At 33.6% G+C, this 22,286-nt stretch carries 19 protein-coding genes; 7 read left to right on the forward strand and 12 right to left on the reverse strand.

The annotated features are described in order from the left end of the window. The first annotated feature begins 23 nt into the window (after positions 1 to 23). On the forward strand, positions 24 to 722 hold the full coding sequence (locus tag ACUSJC_RS06715) for a zinc metallopeptidase (RefSeq protein WP_449268790.1): 699 nt from the start codon (positions 24 to 26) through the stop codon (positions 720 to 722). 63 nt (positions 723 to 785) lie between these two features. Here the strand turns inward: ACUSJC_RS06715 and ACUSJC_RS06720 are convergent, their stop codons facing one another. The 3 genes from ACUSJC_RS06720 to ACUSJC_RS06730 all read right to left on the reverse strand — a co-directional run bounded on the left by ACUSJC_RS06720 (position 786) and on the right by ACUSJC_RS06730 (position 3,960). Beyond that, a complete protein-coding gene (locus ACUSJC_RS06720; RefSeq protein ID WP_449268791.1) occupies positions 786 to 1,823 on the reverse strand; it encodes a hypothetical protein in 1,038 nt (345 codons plus the stop codon). Positions 1,824 to 1,903: 80 nt separating this feature from the next. Continuing rightward, positions 1,904 to 2,374 (reverse strand): Lrp/AsnC family transcriptional regulator, encoded by a 471-nt coding sequence (locus ACUSJC_RS06725; RefSeq protein ID WP_449268792.1) that lies wholly within the window; start codon positions 2,372 to 2,374, stop codon positions 1,904 to 1,906. Between the two features lie 215 nt (positions 2,375 to 2,589). Continuing rightward, a complete protein-coding gene (locus ACUSJC_RS06730) occupies positions 2,590 to 3,960 on the reverse strand; it encodes a saccharopine dehydrogenase family protein (RefSeq protein ID WP_449268793.1) in 1,371 nt (456 codons plus the stop codon). A gap of 123 nt (positions 3,961 to 4,083) precedes the next feature. Here ACUSJC_RS06730 and ACUSJC_RS06735 point away from each other — a divergent pair, with 123 nt between their 5' ends. After that, entirely contained in the window at positions 4,084 to 4,473 is a 390-nt protein-coding gene (locus ACUSJC_RS06735; RefSeq protein ID WP_449268794.1) for a DUF423 domain-containing protein, read from the forward strand. Between the two features lie 64 nt (positions 4,474 to 4,537). Next, positions 4,538 to 6,166 (forward strand): phosphoenolpyruvate carboxykinase (ATP), encoded by a 1,629-nt coding sequence (pckA, locus tag ACUSJC_RS06740; RefSeq protein ID WP_449268795.1) that lies wholly within the window; start codon positions 4,538 to 4,540, stop codon positions 6,164 to 6,166. Between the two features lie 69 nt (positions 6,167 to 6,235). Here the strand turns inward: pckA and ACUSJC_RS06745 are convergent, their stop codons facing one another. Further along, the gene (locus tag ACUSJC_RS06745; RefSeq protein ID WP_449268850.1) at positions 6,236 to 6,985 is read right to left on the reverse strand and encodes a uroporphyrinogen-III synthase; all 750 of its coding nucleotides are present in this window, start codon (positions 6,983 to 6,985) and stop codon (positions 6,236 to 6,238) included. Positions 6,986 to 7,001: 16 nt separating this feature from the next. Beyond that, the gene (locus ACUSJC_RS06750; protein ID WP_449268796.1) at positions 7,002 to 7,667 is read right to left on the reverse strand and encodes a DUF4271 domain-containing protein; all 666 of its coding nucleotides are present in this window, start codon (positions 7,665 to 7,667) and stop codon (positions 7,002 to 7,004) included. A gap of 99 nt (positions 7,668 to 7,766) precedes the next feature. On the opposite strand from ACUSJC_RS06750, the gene ACUSJC_RS06755 reads away from it, so the two are divergent. Genes ACUSJC_RS06755 through ACUSJC_RS06765 form a run of 3 tightly spaced genes read left to right on the forward strand, consistent with a single transcriptional unit; the run spans position 7,767 to position 10,274 of the window. Further along, complete coding sequence (locus ACUSJC_RS06755) at positions 7,767 to 8,489, forward strand: polyprenol monophosphomannose synthase (RefSeq protein ID WP_449268797.1); 723 nt, start codon at positions 7,767 to 7,769, stop codon at positions 8,487 to 8,489. Further along, complete coding sequence (locus tag ACUSJC_RS06760) at positions 8,489 to 9,832, forward strand: dihydroorotase (protein ID WP_449268798.1); 1,344 nt, start codon at positions 8,489 to 8,491, stop codon at positions 9,830 to 9,832. Before ACUSJC_RS06755 ends, ACUSJC_RS06760 begins: the two co-directional genes overlap by 1 nt. Position 9,833: 1 nt before the next feature. Then, positions 9,834 to 10,274 (forward strand): DUF4296 domain-containing protein, encoded by a 441-nt coding sequence (locus ACUSJC_RS06765; protein WP_449268799.1) that lies wholly within the window; start codon positions 9,834 to 9,836, stop codon positions 10,272 to 10,274. Here ACUSJC_RS06765 and ACUSJC_RS06770 read toward each other — a convergent pair. Continuing rightward, the gene (locus ACUSJC_RS06770) at positions 10,249 to 11,247 is read right to left on the reverse strand and encodes an NAD-dependent epimerase/dehydratase family protein (RefSeq protein ID WP_449268800.1); all 999 of its coding nucleotides are present in this window, start codon (positions 11,245 to 11,247) and stop codon (positions 10,249 to 10,251) included. The genes ACUSJC_RS06765 and ACUSJC_RS06770 overlap by 26 nt on opposite strands. 125 nt (positions 11,248 to 11,372) lie before the next feature. Between ACUSJC_RS06770 and tyrS the strand changes: the two genes are divergently transcribed. Next, positions 11,373 to 12,677 (forward strand): tyrosine--tRNA ligase, encoded by a 1,305-nt coding sequence (tyrS, locus tag ACUSJC_RS06775; RefSeq protein WP_449268801.1) that lies wholly within the window; start codon positions 11,373 to 11,375, stop codon positions 12,675 to 12,677. A gap of 79 nt (positions 12,678 to 12,756) precedes the next feature. Here the strand turns inward: tyrS and ACUSJC_RS06780 are convergent, their stop codons facing one another. The 6 genes from ACUSJC_RS06780 to ACUSJC_RS06805 all read right to left on the reverse strand — a co-directional run bounded on the left by ACUSJC_RS06780 (position 12,757) and on the right by ACUSJC_RS06805 (position 22,141). Beyond that, positions 12,757 to 13,737, reverse strand: a complete 981-nt coding sequence (locus tag ACUSJC_RS06780) for a LuxE/PaaK family acyltransferase (RefSeq protein ID WP_449268851.1) — start codon at positions 13,735 to 13,737, stop codon at positions 12,757 to 12,759. A gap of 114 nt (positions 13,738 to 13,851) precedes the next feature. Then, positions 13,852 to 15,561, reverse strand: a complete 1,710-nt coding sequence (locus ACUSJC_RS06785) for a T9SS type A sorting domain-containing protein (protein WP_449268802.1) — start codon at positions 15,559 to 15,561, stop codon at positions 13,852 to 13,854. Positions 15,562 to 15,654: 93 nt separating this feature from the next. Beyond that, positions 15,655 to 15,999: a T9SS type A sorting domain-containing protein gene (locus ACUSJC_RS06790; RefSeq protein WP_449268803.1), complete on the reverse strand. Its 345-nt coding sequence runs from the start codon at positions 15,997 to 15,999 to the stop codon at positions 15,655 to 15,657. Positions 16,000 to 16,113: 114 nt separating this feature from the next. Beyond that, positions 16,114 to 17,916 carry a thrombospondin type 3 repeat-containing protein gene (locus ACUSJC_RS06795; RefSeq protein WP_449268804.1) on the reverse strand — a complete coding sequence of 601 codons (1,803 nt, stop codon included), beginning with the start codon at positions 17,914 to 17,916 and terminating at the stop codon, positions 16,114 to 16,116. Between the two features lie 243 nt (positions 17,917 to 18,159). Beyond that, positions 18,160 to 19,338 (reverse strand): hypothetical protein, encoded by a 1,179-nt coding sequence (locus tag ACUSJC_RS06800; protein ID WP_449268805.1) that lies wholly within the window; start codon positions 19,336 to 19,338, stop codon positions 18,160 to 18,162. A gap of 43 nt (positions 19,339 to 19,381) precedes the next feature. After that, positions 19,382 to 22,141, reverse strand: coding sequence for a TonB-dependent receptor domain-containing protein (locus ACUSJC_RS06805; RefSeq protein ID WP_449268806.1), 2,760 nt, complete (start codon positions 22,139 to 22,141; stop codon positions 19,382 to 19,384). Positions 22,142 to 22,286: the final 145 nt, after the last annotated feature.

The following is a 22,286-nucleotide window of genomic DNA, read 5'->3' on the forward strand; positions in this document are numbered from 1 at the left end:
GCTAAAAAGAAAAAGAAATTATTATGTTAGGATATTATATACTGATTGGAGGAATAGCTTTAGTAAGTTGGTTGGTCAGCAATCGTTTGCAAAGTAAGTTTGAATATTATTCCAAAGTACATTTGCGTAACGGAATGAGCGGAGCTGAAATTGCCCAAAAAATGTTGCATGATAACGGGATTTATGATGTAAAAGTAATTTCTACTCCCGGACGTTTAACCGATCACTACAATCCGGCTGATAAAACGGTAAATTTAAGTGAAGCGGTTTATAACCAAAGAAATGCGGCTGCGGCTGCTGTTGCGGCTCACGAATGCGGACATGCTGTGCAACATGCTACGGCTTATCAATGGTTAGGATTGCGTTCTAAGTTGGTTCCTGTGGTACAAATTTCGTCTTCATTATCACAATGGTTGGTAATAGGAGGTTTGATTTTAGGAATTGCCAGCAAAGGTTTATCAATAGGTTATATTGTGGCAGTTATAGGATTAGTGTTAATGGCAATAGCAACGGCTTTTTCGTTAATTACCTTGCCGGTGGAATATGATGCCAGCAACAGAGCATTAGCTTGGTTGAAGAATAAAAATATGCTTTCGCAACAAGAATATGAAGGAGCAGAAGATTCATTAAAATGGGCTGCCAGAACCTATTTAGTAGCAGCGATCGGTGCTGTAGCTTCTTTATTATATTGGGCATTGCAGGTTTTTGGCAGAAGAGACTAAAAGTAAATATTGCTTATAAAATAAAAATCCAAATTCATATTGAGTTTGGATTTTTTTAGGCTTTTATCGGAAGAAGAAATTACCGGAAGATAAATTCAATTGATATTTTTTTTCATATTCCTTTTTCTTATAGTCGGTTTCGTAAGGGTTCATGTAAAAAATCTTTCGCGACTGATTGGCTTGCTCCATGTTAAAAGTCGCGGTGGAGTTTATAAAATTGGTAAACAGCGCATAAGGTAATGAACCTCCGCAAGAGTTCAGTCCGTTGTAAGAGACATTGTAAGAGACATTGTAAAAAGCAAAGTCATTTAAAAGGGCAATTTGATGCGGATGGAGGTTTCCTTTTCGTATTTCTTTCAATAAAAATTTAGTGTTCAGGTTTTTAAAAAAGCAATAATCTAAATTATAAAGAAACGTTTCAATCGTGTTTTGGCAAAGGTCACTTTCTTGGATTACTTTGTAGTCTTTCGATTTTGGAATGATTTTTCGACTTCTAGAAACCAAGTCGTTTTTCATGCTTTTGATTTCTCTAAAAATAGTTGAATCTTTAATACCTAATAATTTTTCGCCCGGAAATCCCTCCTTTTCAATCCAAGTTACCAGGTTTTGAAAATTACTAGAAAGTTTACTTTTGCATTCACTTTTGTCGAGCTCTTGATATTTTCTTTCGAAGATAGCTAAGTCATATATTTTGTCTAAATAGTCAAAATCAATTCGTTTTAAATATTTTTTTCGACCCTCAACATATTTTTCTTGTAGATTTTTATCTTTTTTTAGTTGATTTAAAACGTCTTTAAAAATGGGGAAAGCTTCTAAATGTTCCGGTTTCAATCCCTGCGCAAAGCCTTGTTCAATATAGGTTTGGTAGGGTAATTTATTCACTTTTGCCAATTGTGCAGCATTGATGAGATCTTTTGCAAAAATGAAATCAAATTCCTTAAAAGTTTTATTGTAATAATAAAAACAACTGTCAAGGTTATTCTTTCCATATAGAAACTCTTCTGCTTTGTTTATTTGTTGATGGTAAACAAAATAATCGGTTTTAAATTCTTGAGCGAAAAGAGTTAACGAAAAGAATAAGAAAAGAAATGTTTGCTTCATTTGGAATACATTTGGGTTTCAAATATAAATAGAGAAATATATTTCTTATGGAAATATTCTCTTTTTAAGACTGAATTGTTTTACAGTTGAATTTGTCGATCAATTTGTTGCTCCAGTGAAATAAAAGTTTCTGTTCGGGAAACTCCGTCAATCGACTGTATTTTTTTATTCAGCAATTGCATTAAATGTTCGTTGTCTTTACAAATAATTTTGATCAAAATACTCCAGTTTCCGGTGGTGAAATGGCATTCTAACACTTCTGGTATTTTACGAAGTTCTCTAACAGCTTCTGAATTACTGGAAGCTCTTTCCAAATAAACGCCTACAAATGCCATAGTACTGTAGCCTAAAACTTTGGTATCGACCACAAATTTAGAGCCTGAGATAACGCCCGATTGTTCCAGTTTTCGCAAGCGTTGGTGAATGGCAGCTCCTGAAATTCCTATTTTGTTGGCAATTTGGAGAATGGGTTTGCGCGCATCTTCCATTAAATCGCGTAGAATTTCTTTGTCGATTCCGTCAATTTCAATTTGTAATTGATTTATCTTCATAAGGATTAAATTATAATTAAAAAAACTGTAGATAGTTACCGAATGTCCACTGGACATTCTCCTCTTAATATCAAATCGTCAATTTCAATTTGTAACTGATTTATCTTCATAAGTTACATTTTTAAGTTTATTTTTGATATTTGGTATAAATATAAAATAAAAAATCCTGCTTTGTGTTAAAAAAACAGGATTTTGTTTATTTTGAATAAGTTTGATTAGCTCCCTACATTTAGCGGATTGTAGCCCAAATAAGGAACCTCGGTTTCTTTGAAAATAACACCATATTCTTCAAGTTCCTTTAAGATAGGTTCGTAAACTTCTTTGTGAATAGGGATTTGTACTCCGGGCGTTTTGATTTCTCCGTTTAAAATTTTTAAAGTAGCAATAGCAACCGGTAAACCTACAGTTTTTGCCATGGCAGTGTACGTTTGGTCATCACCAATGCAAACCATCGTAGCATCAATTTGTTTTTTCTCGCCGTTTACTTCATAGCCCAGCTTATGATACATAACGATCATATCTTTATCTTCTGCTTTTAAACTCCATTTTTCAGAAAGTATTTTTTCTAAAATCTGAGCAGGAGTAGCTTCTTTTAATCCCACTTTTTTGTTAGGATTGAATAGGTCAAGTTCTAACAATTTATCCCAAATAATGTCGTCCTGATCAATTTTTTGCGCATGACGCAATTTGATCTCTACAGTATCTGTTGGATGATAGGGTAAAAAAGAATTGGTAAACTCTCTATACGACATGTTTTCCGAATTTTCCATAATATAAGAATCATCAGTCATACCTAGTTGTACCAAAATATCCCAAGCTCTTGAATAGCCTACTCTTCTGATGGTTCCGCGATAAACAGTCAAAGCATCGTCTAAACCATAAACGCTTCTGTATTTTAAAGAATCACGATTAGCATATACTTCAAATCGTCCAAAGTCTTCAATTTCTAAAAACTCAGTTCTTCTGAATAACTTGTTATACGGAATGTATTTATAAGTTCCTTCCTGAATGAATTTTGCTGCTCCGCCCTGACCTGCTAAAACCACATTTCTGGGATTCCATGTGAACTTGTAATTCCATAAGTTATTATCACTTTCAGGAGCAACTAAACCACCGCAAAAAGATTCAAAAAGAAGCATTTTTCCGCCTTGTGCTGTGATTTCATGGATTACTTTCATTGCACTCATGTGATCAATTCCGGGATCAAGGCCTATTTCGTTCATAAAAACCAAACCTTTAGCTTTTACGTCCTTGTCTAATTCTTGCATACCCGGACTTACATACGACGCAGTTACCATGTTTTTGCCGAAGGTAAGGCAGTCTTTAGCAGCCTCTAAATGCAAGTGAGCAGGAAGCATGGAAACCACAATGTCAGCTTTTGCAATTTCTTCTTGGCGTTGTTTCTCATTGAATATGTCAAAAGCAATAGCTCTGGCATTTGGATGTCCTCCTGTTTTTTTTAAGGCTAATTCTTCCGATAAATCAGCAATTGTAACAGAGAAATTGCCCGACTCAGATTTGTTTAGTAGGTATCGTATAAGTGAGGATGCTGAACGCCCTGCACCAATAACTAAAATGTTTTTCATGGTTGGTTTGTATAAAAATATAACACGAATATACTAAATTGTTATATTTTTTAAAGTTAAATTCCTGATGAATATCATTATTTAACAAATTTTATTTTAATACATTTGTCTAAAATTCAATTTATGGAAAAGAAAATCCTTGCTTTTGCTGGTGCAATTGGACTTTTAGCAATTATATTGGGAGCTTTTGGAGCTCATGGTCTAAAAAAAATTTTAAGCCCTGAACAATTGATCTCTTTTGAAACAGGTGTTCGATATCAAATGTATCATGCCCTTTTTTTATTAGTAGTTAGCCAATTACAGATAATTGCAATAAAAGATAAAATGGTGATTTTCTATTTGGCTGCTATAGGAGTTGTATTATTTTCAGGATCTATTTATTTATTATCGACTTCATTAATTACAGGAATAAAATCAAAAATACTAGGACCTATAACACCTATCGGAGGATTGTTTATGATAGCTTCCTGGGCATATCTTCTTTATGCAGTGCTGTTAAAAAACACCAATTAAGATTGGGTTAAAAATATAATTCTTACTTTTGCAACTTTAAATAAAACAACATAACACTAATTTTATGGAGCAGTACACACAATTAACGAAAACGATTTCGTTAGAAAATTACGGGATAAAAGACGTAGAGGAAATTGTTTACAATCCATCGTATGATTATTTATACAATGCCGAATTGGATAGCCAATTAAAAGGGTATGAAAAAGGACAGTTAACAGAGTTAGGAGCAGTTAACGTTATGACGGGGGAATTCACAGGACGTTCGCCTAAAGATAAATACATTGTAAAAGATGAGGTAACTGAAAATACAATCTGGTGGACCTCTGAAAAAGCTGTAAACGATAACAAACCGCTTTCTCAGGACGCTTGGAATGCTTTAAAAGAAGTATCTGCTCAACAGCTTTCGGGTAAGAAATTATATGTTGTAGATGCTTTTTGCGGTGCTAATGAAAATTCAAGATTAAAAGTTCGCTTCATTATGGAAGTGGCTTGGCAGGCACATTTTGTGACGAATATGTTTATTAGGCCTACAAAAGAGGAATTAGAAAATTTTGGCGAGCCTGATTTTGTAGTGGTTAATGCATCAAAAGCTTCTTTTAAAGAATATGATAAATATGGTTTAAATTCAGAAGTGTTTGTTGCTTTTAACTTGACTGAAAAAATGCAGTTAATCGGAGGAACTTGGTATGGCGGAGAAATGAAAAAAGGAATGTTTTCTATGATGAACTATTATTTGCCGCTTCAAGGAATTGCTTCCATGCACTGTTCGGCTAATAAAGGTAAAGATGGTGATGTGGCAGTATTTTTTGGATTATCAGGTACGGGAAAAACAACGTTGTCAACCGATCCTAAACGTGAATTAATTGGAGACGACGAACACGGATGGGATAATGATGGTGTTTTTAATTTTGAAGGGGGATGTTATGCTAAAACCATCAATTTAAGTAAAGAAAATGAGCCGGATATTTTCAATGCCATCAGAAAAGATGCATTGTTAGAAAATGTTACCGTTGATGCTAATGGTGTAATAGATTTTACAGACGGTTCTGTTACTGAAAATACCCGAGTTTCATATCCTATTGAGTTTATTGAAAATATAGTAAAACCGGTTTCGAAGGCTGGGCATGCTACTAAAGTAATTTTCTTAACAGCAGATGCTTTTGGAGTAATGCCTCCGGTTTCAAAATTAACACCGGAACAAACAAAATATTATTTCTTATCTGGATTTACGGCTAAATTAGCCGGAACAGAAAGAGGTGTAACACAACCGGAACCCACATTTTCGGCTTGTTTTGGAAAGGCATTTTTGAGCTTGCATCCAACAAAATATGGAGAAGAGTTAGTGAAAAAAATGGAGGAACACAATGCAACTGCTTACATGGTAAATACAGGTTGGAATGGAACGGGTAAACGTATATCTATAAAAGATACTCGCGCAATTATTGACCGTATTTTAGATGGTTCTATTGAAAAAGCAGAAAGCCATATTGTTCCTATTTTTAATTTTGAAGTTCCGAAAATGTTAGAAGATGTTAATTCCTCTATTTTGGATCCGAGAAATACATATTCTGATGCTGCTGAATGGGAAAAAAAAGCAACGGATTTAGCAACTAAATTTGTTAAGAACTTTGCACAATATACAGATAATGAAGAAGGTAAATCACTTGTGGTCGCTGGTCCGCAATTGGGTTAATTAAAAGTAGATTTGAAAAAGGGTTTCCATTTGGAAACCCTTTTTTATTTTGTTAACTGTGGAAGGAAATTATTTTCCTTTGTTTACTTCTAAGATATATTTTTCCAAAGCGCCTGTCATAGATGGGTTTTCTGGTGTTGGAGCCATAATGTCAACTCTTAAGCCATTGTCTAGGGCTTCTTTTTGAGTGGATACTCCAAATACGGCAATGCGTGTATTATTTTGTTTAAAATCAGGAAAGTTTTTGAAAAGTGATTTAATTCCTGTTGGGCTAAAGAATGCTAAAACGTCATAATAAACGTCTTTTAGATCCGATAAATCACTCATTACCGTGCGATAGAAAATACCTTGTGTCCAATCCACTTTTAAACCGTTTAAAGTTTGCGGGACATCAGTATTTAACTGATCGGTGTTTGGTAATAAAAACTTTTCGTCTTTATATTTCTTAATTAATGGTGCGAGATCAGTAAATTCTTTCTGACCCACATAGATTTTCCTTTTTCTATAAACTACATAACGTTGTAAGTAAAAAGCAACTGCTTCAGATTGACAGAAATACTTCAAATCTTCAGGCACTTTAAAGCGCATTTCTTCGGCAACTCTAAAAAAGTGATCTACAGCATTTCGGCTGGTTAAAATAATAGCCGTAAATTTACTCAAGTCAATTTTTTGAGCCCTAACTTCTTTTGCGCTTACGCCTTCTACATGAATAAAAGGTCTGAAGTCTACTTTAACTTTTAGCTTGTTTTGAAGTTCAAAATAAGGAGAATTCTCAACTTTAGGCTCTGGTTGTGAAACCAAAATTGTTTTCACTTTCAAATTTGACATAAGATGTTCAATTTTTTGTAATCCAATAATACATGAAATAGTAAGGGGCTATTTCAAAGGTGCAAAGATATAAAATAAAATAGAATATTTTACGTGATACTAAACTTTGATATGCTCTCAGTGTAATTAAATACGTTGCAGCCGAAAAAATGATAACTAAAAGTAACAGAATACTATAGGTAATGCTGCTGTCAATAGGATTGTAAAATAAAATTATATTTACCGGAAGGAGTAAAAGACCTATATATGTTCTGTAGGAAACTTTTAACAAGTTGAATTGTTCCGCAAATTCTTCGATTTTAAACGAAGTGGCAATGATTTTTTCAATTAAATATTTCGATAAAATGAAGACAGTCAAAAAGGTAAAAATTTGAATGTATAAAATACCATCATGTTTGTCTTTATGGTAAAATTGAGAAAGCAAGAGTAAAACAAAAAAAGAAAGAGAAATCATTTGTACAAAAAATAACGAAACTGTAAAACCGCTTCTTATATTGGCAGATTCTTTGTAAATTTTTGTATATTTATCTGAAACGCCTAATCGAACAAATTCATTAAATCGAGGACTAAAAACATTTCGGTTGATTGCAATAGCAATAAATGCGACTAAGAATACTATAGTTGCCCAATCACTTAATCCGATAAGTCTTTCCGTAAAGAAAATTTCATGCATAGCGCAAAATTACAAAAAATACCTTCAGTGTTATTATTATAAAATAATTAAGAGATAAAGTCGGGAAATAGCGTATTTTTGTATCCAAATTTTAACAGAATGCCAAAAGGGTTAGTCGTTATTCCAACATATAACGAAATTGAAAATATAGAAAATATTATCAGAGCAGTAATGTCTCTGGGTAATCTTTTTCATGTTTTGATAGTGGATGACAACTCGCCCGATGGAACGGCACAAAAAGTACTTGAAATCAAACAAGAGTTTGTAGATAGAGTTTTTGTTGAAGTCAGGCAAAAAAAATCAGGTTTAGGAACCGCTTACGTTCATGGATTTAAATGGGCTTTAAACCATAATTACGAGTATATTTTTGAAATGGATGCCGATTTTTCACATAATCCTAATGATTTACCTCGTTTGTTAGAAGCTTGTGAAAAAGGAGCAGATGTAGCTATAGGATCTCGCTATTCTACCGGAGTTAATGTGGTGAATTGGCCGTTGTCGAGAGTGTTGCTTTCCTATTTTGCATCAGTATATGTTCGTATTATTACCGGAATGAAAATTCATGATGCAACAGCAGGTTTTATTTGCTATCGCAAAAATGCTTTGGAAAATATCGGACTAGATAAAATAAAATTTATTGGTTACGCGTTTCAAATTGAAATGAAATACAGAGCCTTTGTAAAAGGATTTAAATTAGTTGAAGTGCCGATTATTTTTACCGATCGGACTAAAGGACAATCCAAAATGAGCGGATCTATTATTCGAGAAGCTATTTTTGGCGTGATATTATTAAGAATTAAAAAATTACTGAATACTATATAATGAGCACTTATTTAATCAAGAATGCTAAAATTGTAAATGAAGGACAAATCTTTGAAGGCGATATTTTAGTAGAGAATGATATTATTAAAGAAATTGCTGAGAAAATTAGTCCAAAATCTTCTGAATGTATCATCGTAGATGCCGAAGGGAACTATTTGATTCCGGGGGTTATTGACGATCAGGTGCATTTTAGAGAACCGGGTTTAACGCACAAAGGAAATATCGCTAGCGAAAGTAGAGCAGCTGTTGCAGGAGGAATTACCTCTTTTATTGAGCAACCTAATACGGTTCCTAATGCAGTTACACAAGAACTTTTAGAGCAGAAATATCAAATTGCTGCAGAAACTTCGTATGCCAACTATTCTTTTATGATGGGAGGAACCAATGATAATTTGGAAGAAGTTTTAAAAACCAATCCCAGAAATGTAGCCGGAATCAAATTATTTTTAGGTTCTTCAACCGGAAATATGTTGGTAGACAATCAAGAAGTTTTAGAAAAGATTTTTTCTTCAACCAAAATGTTGATTGCCGTTCACTGTGAAGATGAAGGAACCATAAAAGCGAATTTAGAGCATTACAAAGCTGAATATGGCGATGAAATTCCGATGAAATATCATCCGTTAATTCGTAGTGCTGAAGCTTGTTATATTTCGTCTTCAAAAGCTATCGAATTGGCTAAAAAGACCGGAGCTCGTTTGCATGTGTTTCACTTGTCAACCGCTAAAGAAATGAGTTTGTTTACCAATAAAATTCCTTTGGAAGAAAAACAAATTACAGCGGAAGCTTGCGTACATCACCTTTGGTTTACCGATAAAGACTATGAAACAAAAGGAAGCTTAATCAAATGGAATCCGGCAGTTAAAACGGAAGAAGACAAAGAGGCTTTGTGGGAAGCTTTGTTGGATGACAGAATTGATGTGATTGCTACCGATCATGCGCCTCACACATTAGAAGAAAAAATGAATCCTTATACCAGTTGTCCTTCAGGAGGGCCTTTGGTTCAACATGCATTAGTGGCAATGTTTGAGAAACATGTAAAAGGAAAAATTTCGGTTGAAAAGATTGTAGAAAAAATGTGCCACAATCCGGCAAAGATTTTCAAAATTGAAAAAAGAGGATTTATCAAAGAAGGATATTACGCCGATTTGGTAATTGTAAATTCACACTTGCCTTGGGTGGTAAAAAAAGAAAATATACTGTATAAATGCGGTTGGTCTCCGTTTGAAGGAGTTAACTTTAAATCGAGAGTGACTCATACTTTTATTAACGGAAAATTAGTGTATACTAATGGTAAAGTAAAAGAAGTTAAAGCAGGTCAAAGATTGTTGTTTGAAAGAGAGTAAGATGAGAAAAATACTGATTTTTTTAGTTTTTAGTTTAGTTGCCTGTAACTCCAATCCGGTTGCAGAACCTGATCATTTACTTAAAGAAGAAGAGATGGTTGATATCTTATATGACTTAGCAATTTTACAGGCCTCGGAAAGTCATAGTTCTATAAAGTTGAGACAGAAAGGCGTGGAAGTGCAAAGCTTTATTTTTGATAAATATAAGATAGATAGTACTACTTTTTATCAAAATCAGCGTTATTATGCCTCTAATGTGCGCAAGTATAAAAAAATATATCAGCAAGTTCTGGATCGAATCAGTGAGCAGTTAGACGAAGGAAAAGAACCGAGTGAAGAAAAGACCGATAAAGATTCTTTGGATAAAAAGCAAAAAAGAGGACTTATAGAGCGAGCTGCTTCAAAAAAAGATAGCATTACGAAAAATCTTCCTTTGGAATAAAAGAAAAAATCTCTTTAGATGATTTAAAGCTGCAATTAGCGGCTTTTTTTATTTTACTACTATCATATTGTAAAGTGCTGTGAGCTGCATTTGCCATAGTTCTGGTAAAAGCTCTCTTTTTACCTAAGATAAACGATAGAAGCCAATCTAAACGCCATCCTATCTCGGTCAGCATCTTATTAGCATGGACATAAGGCCTTTTGGCTTCTAAAGTGTCAGCAATAATGTAGAACAGTTCTTCTTGCGAAATATCTTCAGCTACTAAAATATAACGTTCTCCGTTAAAATTGCCATTCATTAGCTTTACCATACAGTTAACAACATTGTCAACACCAATAATGGCTACTAATCCTTTAGAATAAAAAGGAAATCCTTTTTTAATGTTATGAATAATCAGACTACTGCCATTTTCAGGAAATCCATATCCAAATATCACTCCCGGATTTATGATAACAACTTCCAAGCCTTCTTGGTAACCTCGCCAAACTTCCATTTCGCCACCATATTTGCTAATGGCATAATCGCTATGTTCAACTTCTGAATTCCATTCGGTTTCTTCAGTAATAACAGTTTCATGCTCTTTCAAGTCGCCTAAGGCAGCTATAGAGGAGATGTAGCAAAGTTTACGAACTCCAAAATCAATACAGCAATTGACAATATTTGCCGTGCCTTCTATGTTAGTTTTGTGTAATTGCTCTTCGTCTTTTGGATCAAATGAAATAAAGGCAGCACAATGATATACTTCAGTAACATTTTCGAAAGCTAAACTCAGTTTAGGAATATCGGTAATATCAGCCTTAACCCAAATCACTTTTTCAAAAAGGGGTAGAGCATCATGGTACAAAAAAATTTTTTGTACTGCATCTAAGCTTTTTTTATTTCGGTAGATGGCTTTAACAGCTTCATTTTCTTGAAGAAGTTTCACTAATAGGTGAGAACCTACTAATCCTGTAGCGCCTGTTACTAATATCATGTTGTAAAAATAAAGAAATCTTTGGTTTAGAAATAGTAGAAATGCGATTAAATGCAACTTTCTGACTTTGATTCTTTGAAACTTTGAAACTTAGCCATTATCTTTGCGCAAATTATAGTAAAACAATGAAAAATATAGTAGAAGAATTACGTTGGAGAGGTTTGGTACACGATATCATGCCCGGAACTGAAGAGCAATTAACGAAAGAATCTACTACAGCATATATTGGTTTTGATCCTACTTCAGATTCTTTGCATATCGGAAGTTTGGTGCCTATTATTTTGTTGAAGCACTTACGTGATTTTGGTCATAAACCTATTGCGTTAGTAGGTGGTGCGACGGGTATGATTGGAGATCCTTCAGGAAAATCGGATGAAAGAAATCTTTTAGATGAAGCTACGTTGAATAAAAATGTAGAAGGAATTAAAGGAGTTTTATCTCGCTTTTTAGATTTTGACGCTACAGACGCTAATGCTCCGGTTTTGGTTAACAATTACGATTGGATGAAAGAGTTTTCATTTATCGCTTTTGCGCGTGATGTTGGAAAACGCATTACCGTAAATTATATGATGGCAAAAGATTCAGTAAAGAAACGTTTGAGCGGTGAAGTAGGAGACGGAATGAGCTTTACGGAATTCACCTACCAATTGATCCAAGGATACGATTTTTACCATTTACACAAAGCTTACGGTTGTAAACTGCAAATGGGTGGAAGTGACCAATGGGGAAATATTACTACCGGAACGGAAATTATTCGTAGAATGAACGTGGGTAACGACGAACAAGCGAAAGCTTTTGCTATGACTTGTCCGTTGATTACAAAAGCAGATGGCTCTAAATTCGGGAAAAGTGAAGGCGGGAACGTTTGGTTAGATGCTGAAAAAACATCGCCTTACAAATTCTACCAATTTTGGTTAAATACAACAGATGTTGATGCTGAAAAATACATCAAAATCTTTACGTTTTTAAATAAAGAAACTATTGATGCTTTAATTGCCGAACACCAACAAGCACCACATTTACGCATGTTGCAAAAACGTTTGGCGGAAGAGTTGATGTTGTTTGTACATTCGCAAGAAGATTTGGATAATGCTATTGCAGCTTCAAATGCTTTGTTTAGCAATTCTATTGATGATCTTAAAAAATTAAATGAGAAAACGTTTTTAGAAGTTTTTGATGGTGTACCAATGGTTGAGTTATCAATGAGTGAAATAGAAGCGGGTTTAGATATGATTGGTGCTTTGGCTGCCAAAACTAATTTCTTGGCTTCTAACGGTGAAGCGCGTCGAGAATTGAAGCAAAATGCAATTGCTGTGAATAAAGATAAAGTGGGCGAAGATAAAGTGCTTACCAAAGAAGATTTGATCAATAACCAATTTGTGTTACTTCAAAAAGGAAAGAAAAATTATTACGTAATCAGAGTGAAATAATGTCATTTCGAACGTGATTACTACGTCAGTTCGCGATGCTCGTGTTAGAAGCTGAAACAAGTTCAGCTTGACAAATGTTTTACAAAACCATCAAATTACAACCTCTGATATCAGAATTATCAAAACGTCCCAACACTTCGAAAGAATGGTTGGGATATTTTTTACCCAAATCTTGCGTAGCAATAAAACTGCACGAATTGATATTAGCCAAATCAATAACGTTGATTCCGCCATTTTTCCCTTGAGGTAAAAGAGTGAGCGCATCTTCCGGATCTCGAATTAAAATTTGCATCCAAGGCGGACATTCAAAAATGCCGTTTCCTAACGAATAGGCTTGCGACAAGAGTTCGGTCATTCCATATTCCGAATGAATGGCAGTAACACCAAAACCTTGGCAAAGCATAGCGTGAAGTTCTTCGCGAATAATTTCTTTTCGTCTTCCTTTCATGCCGCCGGTTTCCATGATAATAGTGTTTTTCAACTGAAATTGATGTTTTTCCATCAAATCCAATAAAGCATAGGTGACGCCTATCAACAATACGTTTTGCCCGGAATTATCGAGTTCTTCTACTTTAAGAATAAGTTCGTCGTAATTGTTCAGATAGAATCCGGAATCGGGATGATTACTCAATTGGATTAAATCTTCCACCATGTAAATTAAAGAAGAACCTTCGCGTTCCAAATAAGACGGAAGTAATGCGAGAACACAATAATTTTCAATATTTCCATAAAATTCAGCAAAACCTTTGCGATAGCTTTCTTTGTACAGTGAAATGTCAGTAACCAAATGGCGACTGGTTTGCATGCCGGTAGTTCCGCTGCTGGTAAATGTTTCTTGAACAGGTTCAGTGGAACTTAAGACGTTGTGACTTTTGAAGAATTGAATGGGTAAAAAAGGAATAGCTTCGATCGATTTTACATTGGAAGGATTTCGTTTGATTAAATTACAAAATTCTTGATACACCCAATTGTTTTCATATTGGTAACGAAAAACTTTCATCGTAATTTTTTCAAAATCCTTTTTTCCGGAAATGGTAAATATGTCGTGCGCTGAAACCAAATTATTTTTTTGCAAAGCTATGAAATAAAAAAGCACCAACTCAGTTGGTGCTTAAAATTATGTTGTCTCAATCTGAATTAGTTTTCAGATCCTAAAAAAAATAGAATGACTATATTATTTAACCACTAATTTTCTTGTAGCAGTTTTACCTTCTTCAGTGATTTTAACGATGTAAACACCAGAAGTTAAGTTAGCAACGTTTAATGAGTTGTTAGCAACTGTAGTGTTGATTACTTGCTTTCCTAATACGTTATACACTTGAACTTGTTTTACAGCGTTAGCAGTAGTATTGATGTATAAAGTATTTCCTGAAACCGGGTTTGGATACATTGTTAAACCATCAATTGTATTAAAGTTTTTTGTAGAAAGAACACCATTTACATCGTCCATATTTCTAGAGACTACTTGTGCGGTACCGTTGAATTCAGCTACTAAAACAATTAAATTTTGAGCAGTAGTTGGTATTACTTGACCGATATAATCTGCTTCAGAAAACATTGCTCTGAAAGTTAGGTCAGAACCGTCGTTAATGTTGTAATTAGGTCCAGGAGTTGAAGTGCTAAATACAATTGTACCATCTGCAGTAGTGAAAGTAGCGTTGTTAATTTGAACTAACTCACTTTCGTAAGCTTCGATGTTTGCAGAAATTTCAGCTGCAGTAACTACTTGAGGAGTAATCGTATTTCCAGTTGAAGAAACGGTAATGTCTTCTGTTGGTAAGAACTGTAATACACCATTGAATAATGAAGTTTGACCTTTTAAACCAGTCATTCCGTCACCAATATTAAATGTGTTAGTAATGATGTTAGTGTTGTCGTCAATTAATAAGCCACCAGTAGCATCTTGAATGTATTTTTGGTTTCTCGTAGCTGGTCTAGTATATGTTACTAATGCTTCGCCCGTTATTTGATAATATCTTCCAGCACCATTTGTAATTACGTCATTTCTAACGGCAGAAATTGTAGTAGCTGTAATAAAATCTGTAACTTCAAAATTAACAGTAGCATTTGTAGCAGGAACAATAGGGTTGTGAGAATTGTCTACTAACTCAACATAGATACTATAAGTGTTTCCGGCAGAAACAGGTATACTTATTGGTGTAGTGTCGTATTTCATTATTATAGAACCACCATTAATTGTGTAATGAATATGTCCATCCCCAGTTCCATTTGCAACATTGAAATTTGAAATCGTCAAAGCCACATCTACACTTGTAGTATAAGGATCATATACAGTTCCATTTGATGGAGATGAAATCAAAATTGAAGGGTCAGAACTTGGAGAAGTCCAAGAAAAATCATCAACCATAATTCTTTCAGTAGTCCCGTTAGAAACAAGTCTAATTTGAATATTAGAGTTTGTACTATTGATAACTCCATTAACTGTTTTCCAGTTAGAATCTGTAGTTAAACTAGCATCGATTACTGAAGAAGTGTTCCAAGTTCCACCGCCATCAGTAGAGTATTCTACTGTAAAGTTAGTGTCAGGAGTACCATCCCAACGTCTCACTTGGAAGCTAAAGTTACCTACACCACCTGAAGCAATAGTCATTGTTAGTTGTGTAGTTGCATTATTTCTTAATCTAATTGAATAAGTTCCATTAGCTCCTGCAACACCATCTTGATCAGCAGTAGTTTGTCTTATTATTTCTACACCGGTTGCTGTGAATACTCCATCAGTGTAACTGTGGTCAGAATAACTAGTGTAATTTGCTGTTCCTCCAGCGCCTTGAGTCCATTTAGTGTCATCGTCAAAATTAATTGAACCTTGAGCTAAACTAATTAAAGGTAAAATTGAAAATAATAAAAAGTAAAGTTTTTTCATTTTTATGCGATTTAATTTTTTACAAAGATAGAAACAATATAAACTTGTAAACAAGTCTCTAGTGTAAAAAAAAGGTTAATTAACTAGTAGACTCTAATTGATAATAAGTTTTCTGGTTGCAGAAATTTCCCCTTCTTTTATTTTTATGATATAAACGCCCGGCGATAAATTACTGATGTTTACTTCTTTTGAATTGACAACAGTTTCCAAAACTTTTTTACCTAAAACATTAAAAATTTCAATTCTCTTTTCGGTAGAGGATTTTGAACTAATGTATATCTTTCCTGTATTAGTAGGATTAGGGTAAATAGAAAGCCCTTCAATGGCAGGTTGTTCTTGTTTATTGCCATTGTCAAAAGCACTTTTGTTCTCTTGTGCTTGAGAAGCAGCAGAGAAGAAAAGTACACATAAAGTTAAGTATAAGTATTTTTTGATCATTGGCATACAAATTACGGCATAAAGTTACGAAAAATAATTTTACAAAATGCATGCCAAAAAAAAATCCCTCAAATTTGAGAGATTTTTTAGATCGATTATATAAAGGTTGACTGTTTATCTTGATATTTTTCTTGTTCCATCAAGTGTTTTTATTACATATAAACCAGATGGAAGTGTTGCTATAATTTGATTTTCTTCTTCAATAGAATTTATTTTTGCGGATTTTATTTTTGTTCCTGAAAAATCATAAATATATAGATCGTATGATTGTGGACTCACATGAGTTTCATCTGAGATATTTCTTTCAGCAATTGTAAATTTTCCGGTAGGTCTTGTACTATTTGAAATATTGACTAATATGGAAGAATATCTATTATTGTTTTCACCTCCGGATGAGCCTTCATTTACAGTATTGTTTTTATCAACAACAACATGAATATAAACGTAACCATTTGAGTTAATATATCCTGCTAATGTTGCTCTTGGGATATATTCTCCTTGAGACTGATTACTATTGCTGTTAATTCCTGTAAAATTAACTTCTTTTAAAAGGATAGGGCTACTAAATGAAGCCCCTTGAGTAGCATAGAAGCCGACTTTCATGGTATTTGAGCTTGCTTGCCCGGTATTTTTAATAGTTAAGTATAACTGAAGTTCAGAATCATTTAAATAAAGAGTATGAGATGAATTGCTAGAAAAAGTTTGAGAATAAGAAGCTCCTGAAGCTTTAGCGGTAGAGTTTGTAGTATCTATAATTAAATCTGCTAAGCCAGGACATCCGTTGTTAGAGGCAGGACCTGCTTGAGTTGGACAGTTATCTGAACTATTTGGTATGCCATCACCGTCTTTATCACTATCACAAGCATCGCCAATTCCATCATTGTCAATATCAGATTGACTTAGATTTGAAACAGAATTACAGTTGTCACAAGCGTCGCCAACGCCATCACCATCAGAATCTAATTGATCTGTATTAGGTGTTGAAGGACAATTGTCTTCACTGTCTTCTATTCCATCTAAATCTGCATCACAAAAAATGTTTTCAATCCCAATGATATTACTTTCATTGATAGTCTCACCGCTGTCTTGGTTTGGAGTATTGAATATTTGTTCAACCCAGAAATATAATATTTGTCCGTCAAAAGAAATCTTGTAAATTTTATTAACTATAAGAGGATCGGTAGAGGAAACATTCCATTTAAGTAAGGATTTATTGGAGAAGTTTCCATTCTCACAAAAAGAATTAATTTCCGAAGTATCTAAATTTGTACCCAAATTTCTAAAATGAACAGACCTTGTGCATGAAATGTTTTCGATTCCGATAATATCGTTTTCACCTATAGTCTCACCGCTGTCTTGGTTTGGGCTGTCAAATGTTTGTTCAACCCAGAAATACAATATTTGCCCATTAAAAGAAATCTTATAAACTTTATTAACTATAAGAGGATCAGCGGAAAGAACATTCCATTTGAGTAAAGGTTTATTGGAAAAATTTCCATTTTCACAAAAAGAATTGGTTTCTGAAATATCTAAGTCTGTACCCAAATTTCTAAAATGAACAGATCTTGCAGGAGTTGTACATGATATTGGACCTTCTATTATTTGTAAATTTTGAACAAACTCTCCTGCATCCTGATATGGAGTATCAAATGTTTGTTCTACCCAATAAAATCTATTAATACCGTCAGATGGTGTTGGTAAAAGGTAAATCTTTCCAACTTCTAGTGGATCGGTAGAATATATATTCCAAGTAACCAAAGGTTTGTGATAGAAATCATAACCATAACATAAACTATTTATTACAGACTGTTCTAGTGTTGGGCCTATGACTCTTAGTTTATGATAACGATCAGCTTGCGCATAAGAGAGTGAATAAAAAAGCAAGCTAGAGATAATCAATAAAATAATTTTTTTCATGTTTATATTTTTTAGTTATTTATTGTTAAAGATAGTTTGCCTGAATTTTCTTAAAGTTATCAAATGATAAATTAAATAATAATAAAAGAATATTTTAAGTTGTGTGTTTGAATATTATTTTTCCACCCTAAGTTAATTTGTATTGAGAATATTTTTAAAATAAGTTATTTGTTTGTTACATATTGATATAAAAAAATCCCTCAATTTTGAGGGATTTTTAATGTTTTATAAGTGTAAAAAGAATTAATTGAAGTATCCGGTCCAGTCAAAAGCTGTAGTATCAGCACCACCTGTAGTTCCAGATGTAGCATTGATAGTAGCATTGTTAACACCAACTTTATTGTCTGTGATATTTAAATTATTACCTGAACCAACAACAGTAATGTTTGTACTAGCAGCAGCATCACCTGCTCCGTCTGTACAGTCAACAAAATCGTCTGGAGCAGGAGCATTAGAACCTAAAAGAACTAAACAGTTTGAGATTAAAGCTCCACTTCCTCTTCTAATTTTCATAATATCTGATAATTGAACAACTGAGTTTGAAACAATAGTTAAATCAGTTAAAGTTGGATTAGATTGTCCTGATTGAGTTGGAGATAAACCGTCTAAATTTCCATCAGCCTCAATACCTCTTGGATCTTGAGTTACATCGTTGAAACCATATTCTCTAATAGCGTAAGCATTAGTAATTGTTCCTGTAAAACCTTGAGTCCAGTCAATCATATCATCTTTTGCATTTACAACTAATAAGTTAGTTACATCAACTGTTCCTCCGAAGAATTCAATTGCATCATCATCTCCATATTTAGAAACAATATTATCTACAACAGTACCATCACCAACAGCGTAGAAAGTGAATCCGTTAAACTCCTTGTCTCCATTAATACGAGCACCTGTGTATTCAACAGTTACATATTTTAAAATACCTGAACTATCATGTTCGTTAGTTCCTCCATAGATATAATCAACTACTTCAGTAACTGCTGTATTACCACCACTGATCGGAGCATATCCCATTAATAGAATTCCACCCCAGTCACCAGATCTTGGATTACCAGAATTTGAAGTGAATAAAATTGGATTAGTTGCGGTACCCTCAGCATCAACCATCGCGCCTTGTTCTACAGCGAAAAATACGTTAGTTCCACCTGGAGTAGCTTTGAAAGTTGTACCTGGTAAGATTGTCAAAGTATACCCGCTTTTAACGACTAAAGCACCATCTAGGATGTATTCACCTGCTGGTAAAGTTAAGTCAGCAGCGATATTTCCTTTTAAAGACGCAGCATTAAAATCAGGATCTGTTAAAGAAGAAATTACTCCGTCATAAGTTGTTGATGGTGAGTCGTTTGAATCATCACTGCTACATGAAATGATTGCAACTGAGGCAAGTGCTACTAAAAGCGTTTTTTTCATTGTTTTCATAATTTGAAATTTAATAGTTAGATTGTTTAATTTGTATTGATTTTTATAATGTCCAGTTTAATCCAAAACTTATAAACATTCCTTTTCTATAGCTTTGTACTACAGACTCGGTTGTTGTTGTGCCATTTGTTGTTTCTTGAGTTAATCTGAATTTTGGATTTAAAATATTTTTAAGACCTAAGTTCATTGTTAGCTTTTTTTCTTTTAATGTAAATTTGTTTATAAAGTCGAGAGTAGGGACTGTTTTTTCGATAATATTTTGATTGTCAGAAGTTCCGATAGAGTAAACTTTGTCGTAGAAATAATTAAATACAATGGTAGATGTTAAAGCATTTTGTTCTGTCTTAAAGTTGTAACTTAAATCAGAGTTAATTAATAAAGGTGTTGCACCCTCTAACTTACTTTTTGAATTAGTAAACAAAACGGTTAAACGATCTTTGTCTGTATCTACTAGTTTTTGTTCAGAATATAAGTAAGAGGCATTTAATCCAAAAGATAAATTATTGTTTCTTATCTCGCTTTCTGTTTTGATAATGTTTTTTCTGAATTCTAATTCTGCTCCTGTTGCAAATGCTGTACCAGTGTTTACATAAGAGAATTCATTTGCTGCTGATGCTACACGAATTCTATTGATAGGGTCTTGAATATTTTTGTAAAATCCACCTATTGAAAATAATTCTCCGCTTCCTATATACCAATCGTATTTTAAGTCAAAGTTTATATCTGTTGAAGGAATTAAATCAGGGTTACCGAATTCAGAAAAGTTAAGATCTTCATACAGAAAGGGTGCATTTTCTTTAAATTGAGGCATTGTATAAGTTTGACTTGCTGCAAAACGTAACGCATTTTTATCGTTTAAAGAATATTTGGCATTTAAACTTGGTAAAATATAAGTTTTATCAATTTTAGCAGGATCAACAGTTAAATCGTTTACACTGCTAGAAATATTTGTGTCCCAATCGATTTTTTGTTGGAAAGTTTCAAAGCGAGCGCCAGCTTGGATAGTTAATTTTTCGTTGAAAGGATATAGGATTTGAGCATAACCTGAATAGTTGTCTCTTGTAGCATTATAAGTATAAGGTACAAAAGCATTAGCTCCATAACCTCTTCCCGTTCTTAAATCATAAGCACCACTGTTAAGATTTTCTTGACTGAAAGTAGCATCAGGGTTGTTAATGTCTACAACATTATCATTGGTGAAGAAATTATAGTTAAATTGAATCGCACTAAAGTCTCTTTCTGTTTTTCTTATATTACCACCAAAGGTTAAAACTTTTTTCAAGTCGCTATCCGGATTGAAGGTGTATTTACCTTCTACTTTGCCAATGTAGTCATTCTCATCAAGTGTTGAGAAATAACGATGATTTAAAACAGATGAATTTGTTGCAACCACATAATGTCCATCAACGTAGTTATAAGAGTTTGTTTTACGATCTGGTTCGGAGCCTCTAACCATATTGTAAGCTGCACTTGCATTTAAGCTGAATTTATTTGAAAATTCGTAATCAAATATTACTTGGTTAACAAATAAATTATTGTTGTTTAATTGTTGTCTTCTAATGAATGAATTAGTAGCGTCACTATTATCATTTATACTTCTTGAAAAACCTACATAATCACCAACATATTGTTTGTTATCGTGAATGTACATAGAGTTTATCGCTATGCTTTTTCCAGTACCAAATTTGTACTTAATATTTCCTAAAGCTGTTTGTGTAGCTGAATAATCGGTTCTGGTAAAATTTAAGTCTTGAACAGAACCTCCGTCAGCATTTACTGTTCCAGTTTTTCCAGATCTATAAGAGAAATCACTTGTAGACAAAACAACTCCGAATAATGATAAACTTTTAGTGTCTGAAAAGTATATTTTACCACCCCCACTTAAAGAAAAGCTTGTGTTAACTACATTATTTTTTTCTGAAGGTTTGAATTTTGTGTCAAAAGCATTTGAACTTAAAGAGGTAATAGGTGCATTTTTTCCATTTTCTAGAAAACCAAAATAATTAAAGCCGTTAGCAACTAAAAGCTGGTTATTTATAGCGTTAGTATTAAATCCTGTGCCAGCTGATATTGATAAAACTTTATTTTTCTCTAGTTCTTTAGAAGCAATATCAATATTAGCTCCCGCAACGTCCCCATTTAAGTCTGAGCCAAAAGTTTTATTTACATTAATGTTTTTAATGATATCGGTGGTAAAAAAGCCTAAAGCAATATTTTTATATCTAGGATCTTCAGAAGGTAATGGTAAGCCATTTAAGGAAGTAGAATTGTAACGATCTCCTAAACCTCTTACGAAAACATTTTTAACACCTTCTTGTTGAGAAACTCCAGTTGTTTTGACAACTGCTGCTGTTGCATCACTAACTCCTTTACGAGAAAGTTCTTCTGCACCAATAGCTTGTTTCATGTCTATAGCTTTTTGCTGTTCTAAAAGTAAAGTAGTTTCTTTTTCCTTACTCACAGTAGTTTGTACAACAATATCTTTTAGTTGTACGCCACTAGCTGCTAAAGTTTCATTGATAACTTTGGTCTCGCCTGCTTTTAATGTAAAAGGAATTTCTTTAGTCTCGTAACCAACATAAGCAATGATTAAAGTATAGCTGCCCGGTTCAATGTTAGCAATGCTATATTTTCCATTATCATCTGTTGAAGAACCTTTACTTGTGCCTTTAATTGAAATGTTTGCAAAAGGTAGTGGTTCATCATTATATTCTTTATCAAGAATAGTACCTGATACTGTTCCGGTTTGCGAAAAAGCAAACATTGAAAAGAAGGAGAACAGTAGTAATAATTTTAATTTCATTTGTTGTATTTGTTGCGTTATTATTTTTCGTTGCAAAGGAAAGGCTGATAGGTTAGGGAAATGTTAATCACCTGTTATAAAATAGTATGGAGAATGTTAGTAAAATGTAAACCGATTAAATAATTGTTAACCCGTTTCAACTTTT

It is taken from the genome of Flavobacterium sp. U410, from assembly GCF_053570605.1.

Bases quoted from the DNA above. Each gene is read 5' to 3' on its own strand.
- ACUSJC_RS06715 (WP_449268790.1), top strand. From the start codon at position 24: ATGTTAGGATATTATATACTGATTGGAGGAATAGCTTTAGTAAGTTGG.
- ACUSJC_RS06720 (WP_449268791.1), bottom strand. From the start codon at position 1,823: ATGAAGCAAACATTTCTTTTCTTATTCTTTTCGTTAACTCTTTTCGCT.
- ACUSJC_RS06725 (WP_449268792.1), bottom strand. From the start codon at position 2,374: ATGAAGATAAATCAATTACAAATTGAAATTGACGGAATCGACAAAGAA.
- ACUSJC_RS06730 (WP_449268793.1), bottom strand. From the start codon at position 3,960: ATGAAAAACATTTTAGTTATTGGTGCAGGGCGTTCAGCATCCTCACTT.
- ACUSJC_RS06735 (WP_449268794.1), top strand. From the start codon at position 4,084: ATGGAAAAGAAAATCCTTGCTTTTGCTGGTGCAATTGGACTTTTAGCA.
- pckA (WP_449268795.1), top strand. From the start codon at position 4,538: ATGGAGCAGTACACACAATTAACGAAAACGATTTCGTTAGAAAATTAC.
- ACUSJC_RS06750 (WP_449268796.1), bottom strand. From the start codon at position 7,667: ATGCATGAAATTTTCTTTACGGAAAGACTTATCGGATTAAGTGATTGG.
- ACUSJC_RS06755 (WP_449268797.1), top strand. From the start codon at position 7,767: ATGCCAAAAGGGTTAGTCGTTATTCCAACATATAACGAAATTGAAAAT.
- ACUSJC_RS06760 (WP_449268798.1), top strand. From the start codon at position 8,489: ATGAGCACTTATTTAATCAAGAATGCTAAAATTGTAAATGAAGGACAA.
- ACUSJC_RS06765 (WP_449268799.1), top strand. From the start codon at position 9,834: ATGAGAAAAATACTGATTTTTTTAGTTTTTAGTTTAGTTGCCTGTAAC.
- ACUSJC_RS06770 (WP_449268800.1), bottom strand. From the start codon at position 11,247: ATGATATTAGTAACAGGCGCTACAGGATTAGTAGGTTCTCACCTATTA.
- tyrS (WP_449268801.1), top strand. From the start codon at position 11,373: ATGAAAAATATAGTAGAAGAATTACGTTGGAGAGGTTTGGTACACGAT.
- ACUSJC_RS06785 (WP_449268802.1), bottom strand. From the start codon at position 15,561: ATGAAAAAACTTTACTTTTTATTATTTTCAATTTTACCTTTAATTAGT.
- ACUSJC_RS06790 (WP_449268803.1), bottom strand. From the start codon at position 15,999: ATGATCAAAAAATACTTATACTTAACTTTATGTGTACTTTTCTTCTCT.
- ACUSJC_RS06795 (WP_449268804.1), bottom strand. From the start codon at position 17,916: ATGAAAAAAATTATTTTATTGATTATCTCTAGCTTGCTTTTTTATTCA.
- ACUSJC_RS06800 (WP_449268805.1), bottom strand. From the start codon at position 19,338: ATGAAAACAATGAAAAAAACGCTTTTAGTAGCACTTGCCTCAGTTGCA.
- ACUSJC_RS06805 (WP_449268806.1), bottom strand. From the start codon at position 22,141: ATGAAATTAAAATTATTACTACTGTTCTCCTTCTTTTCAATGTTTGCT.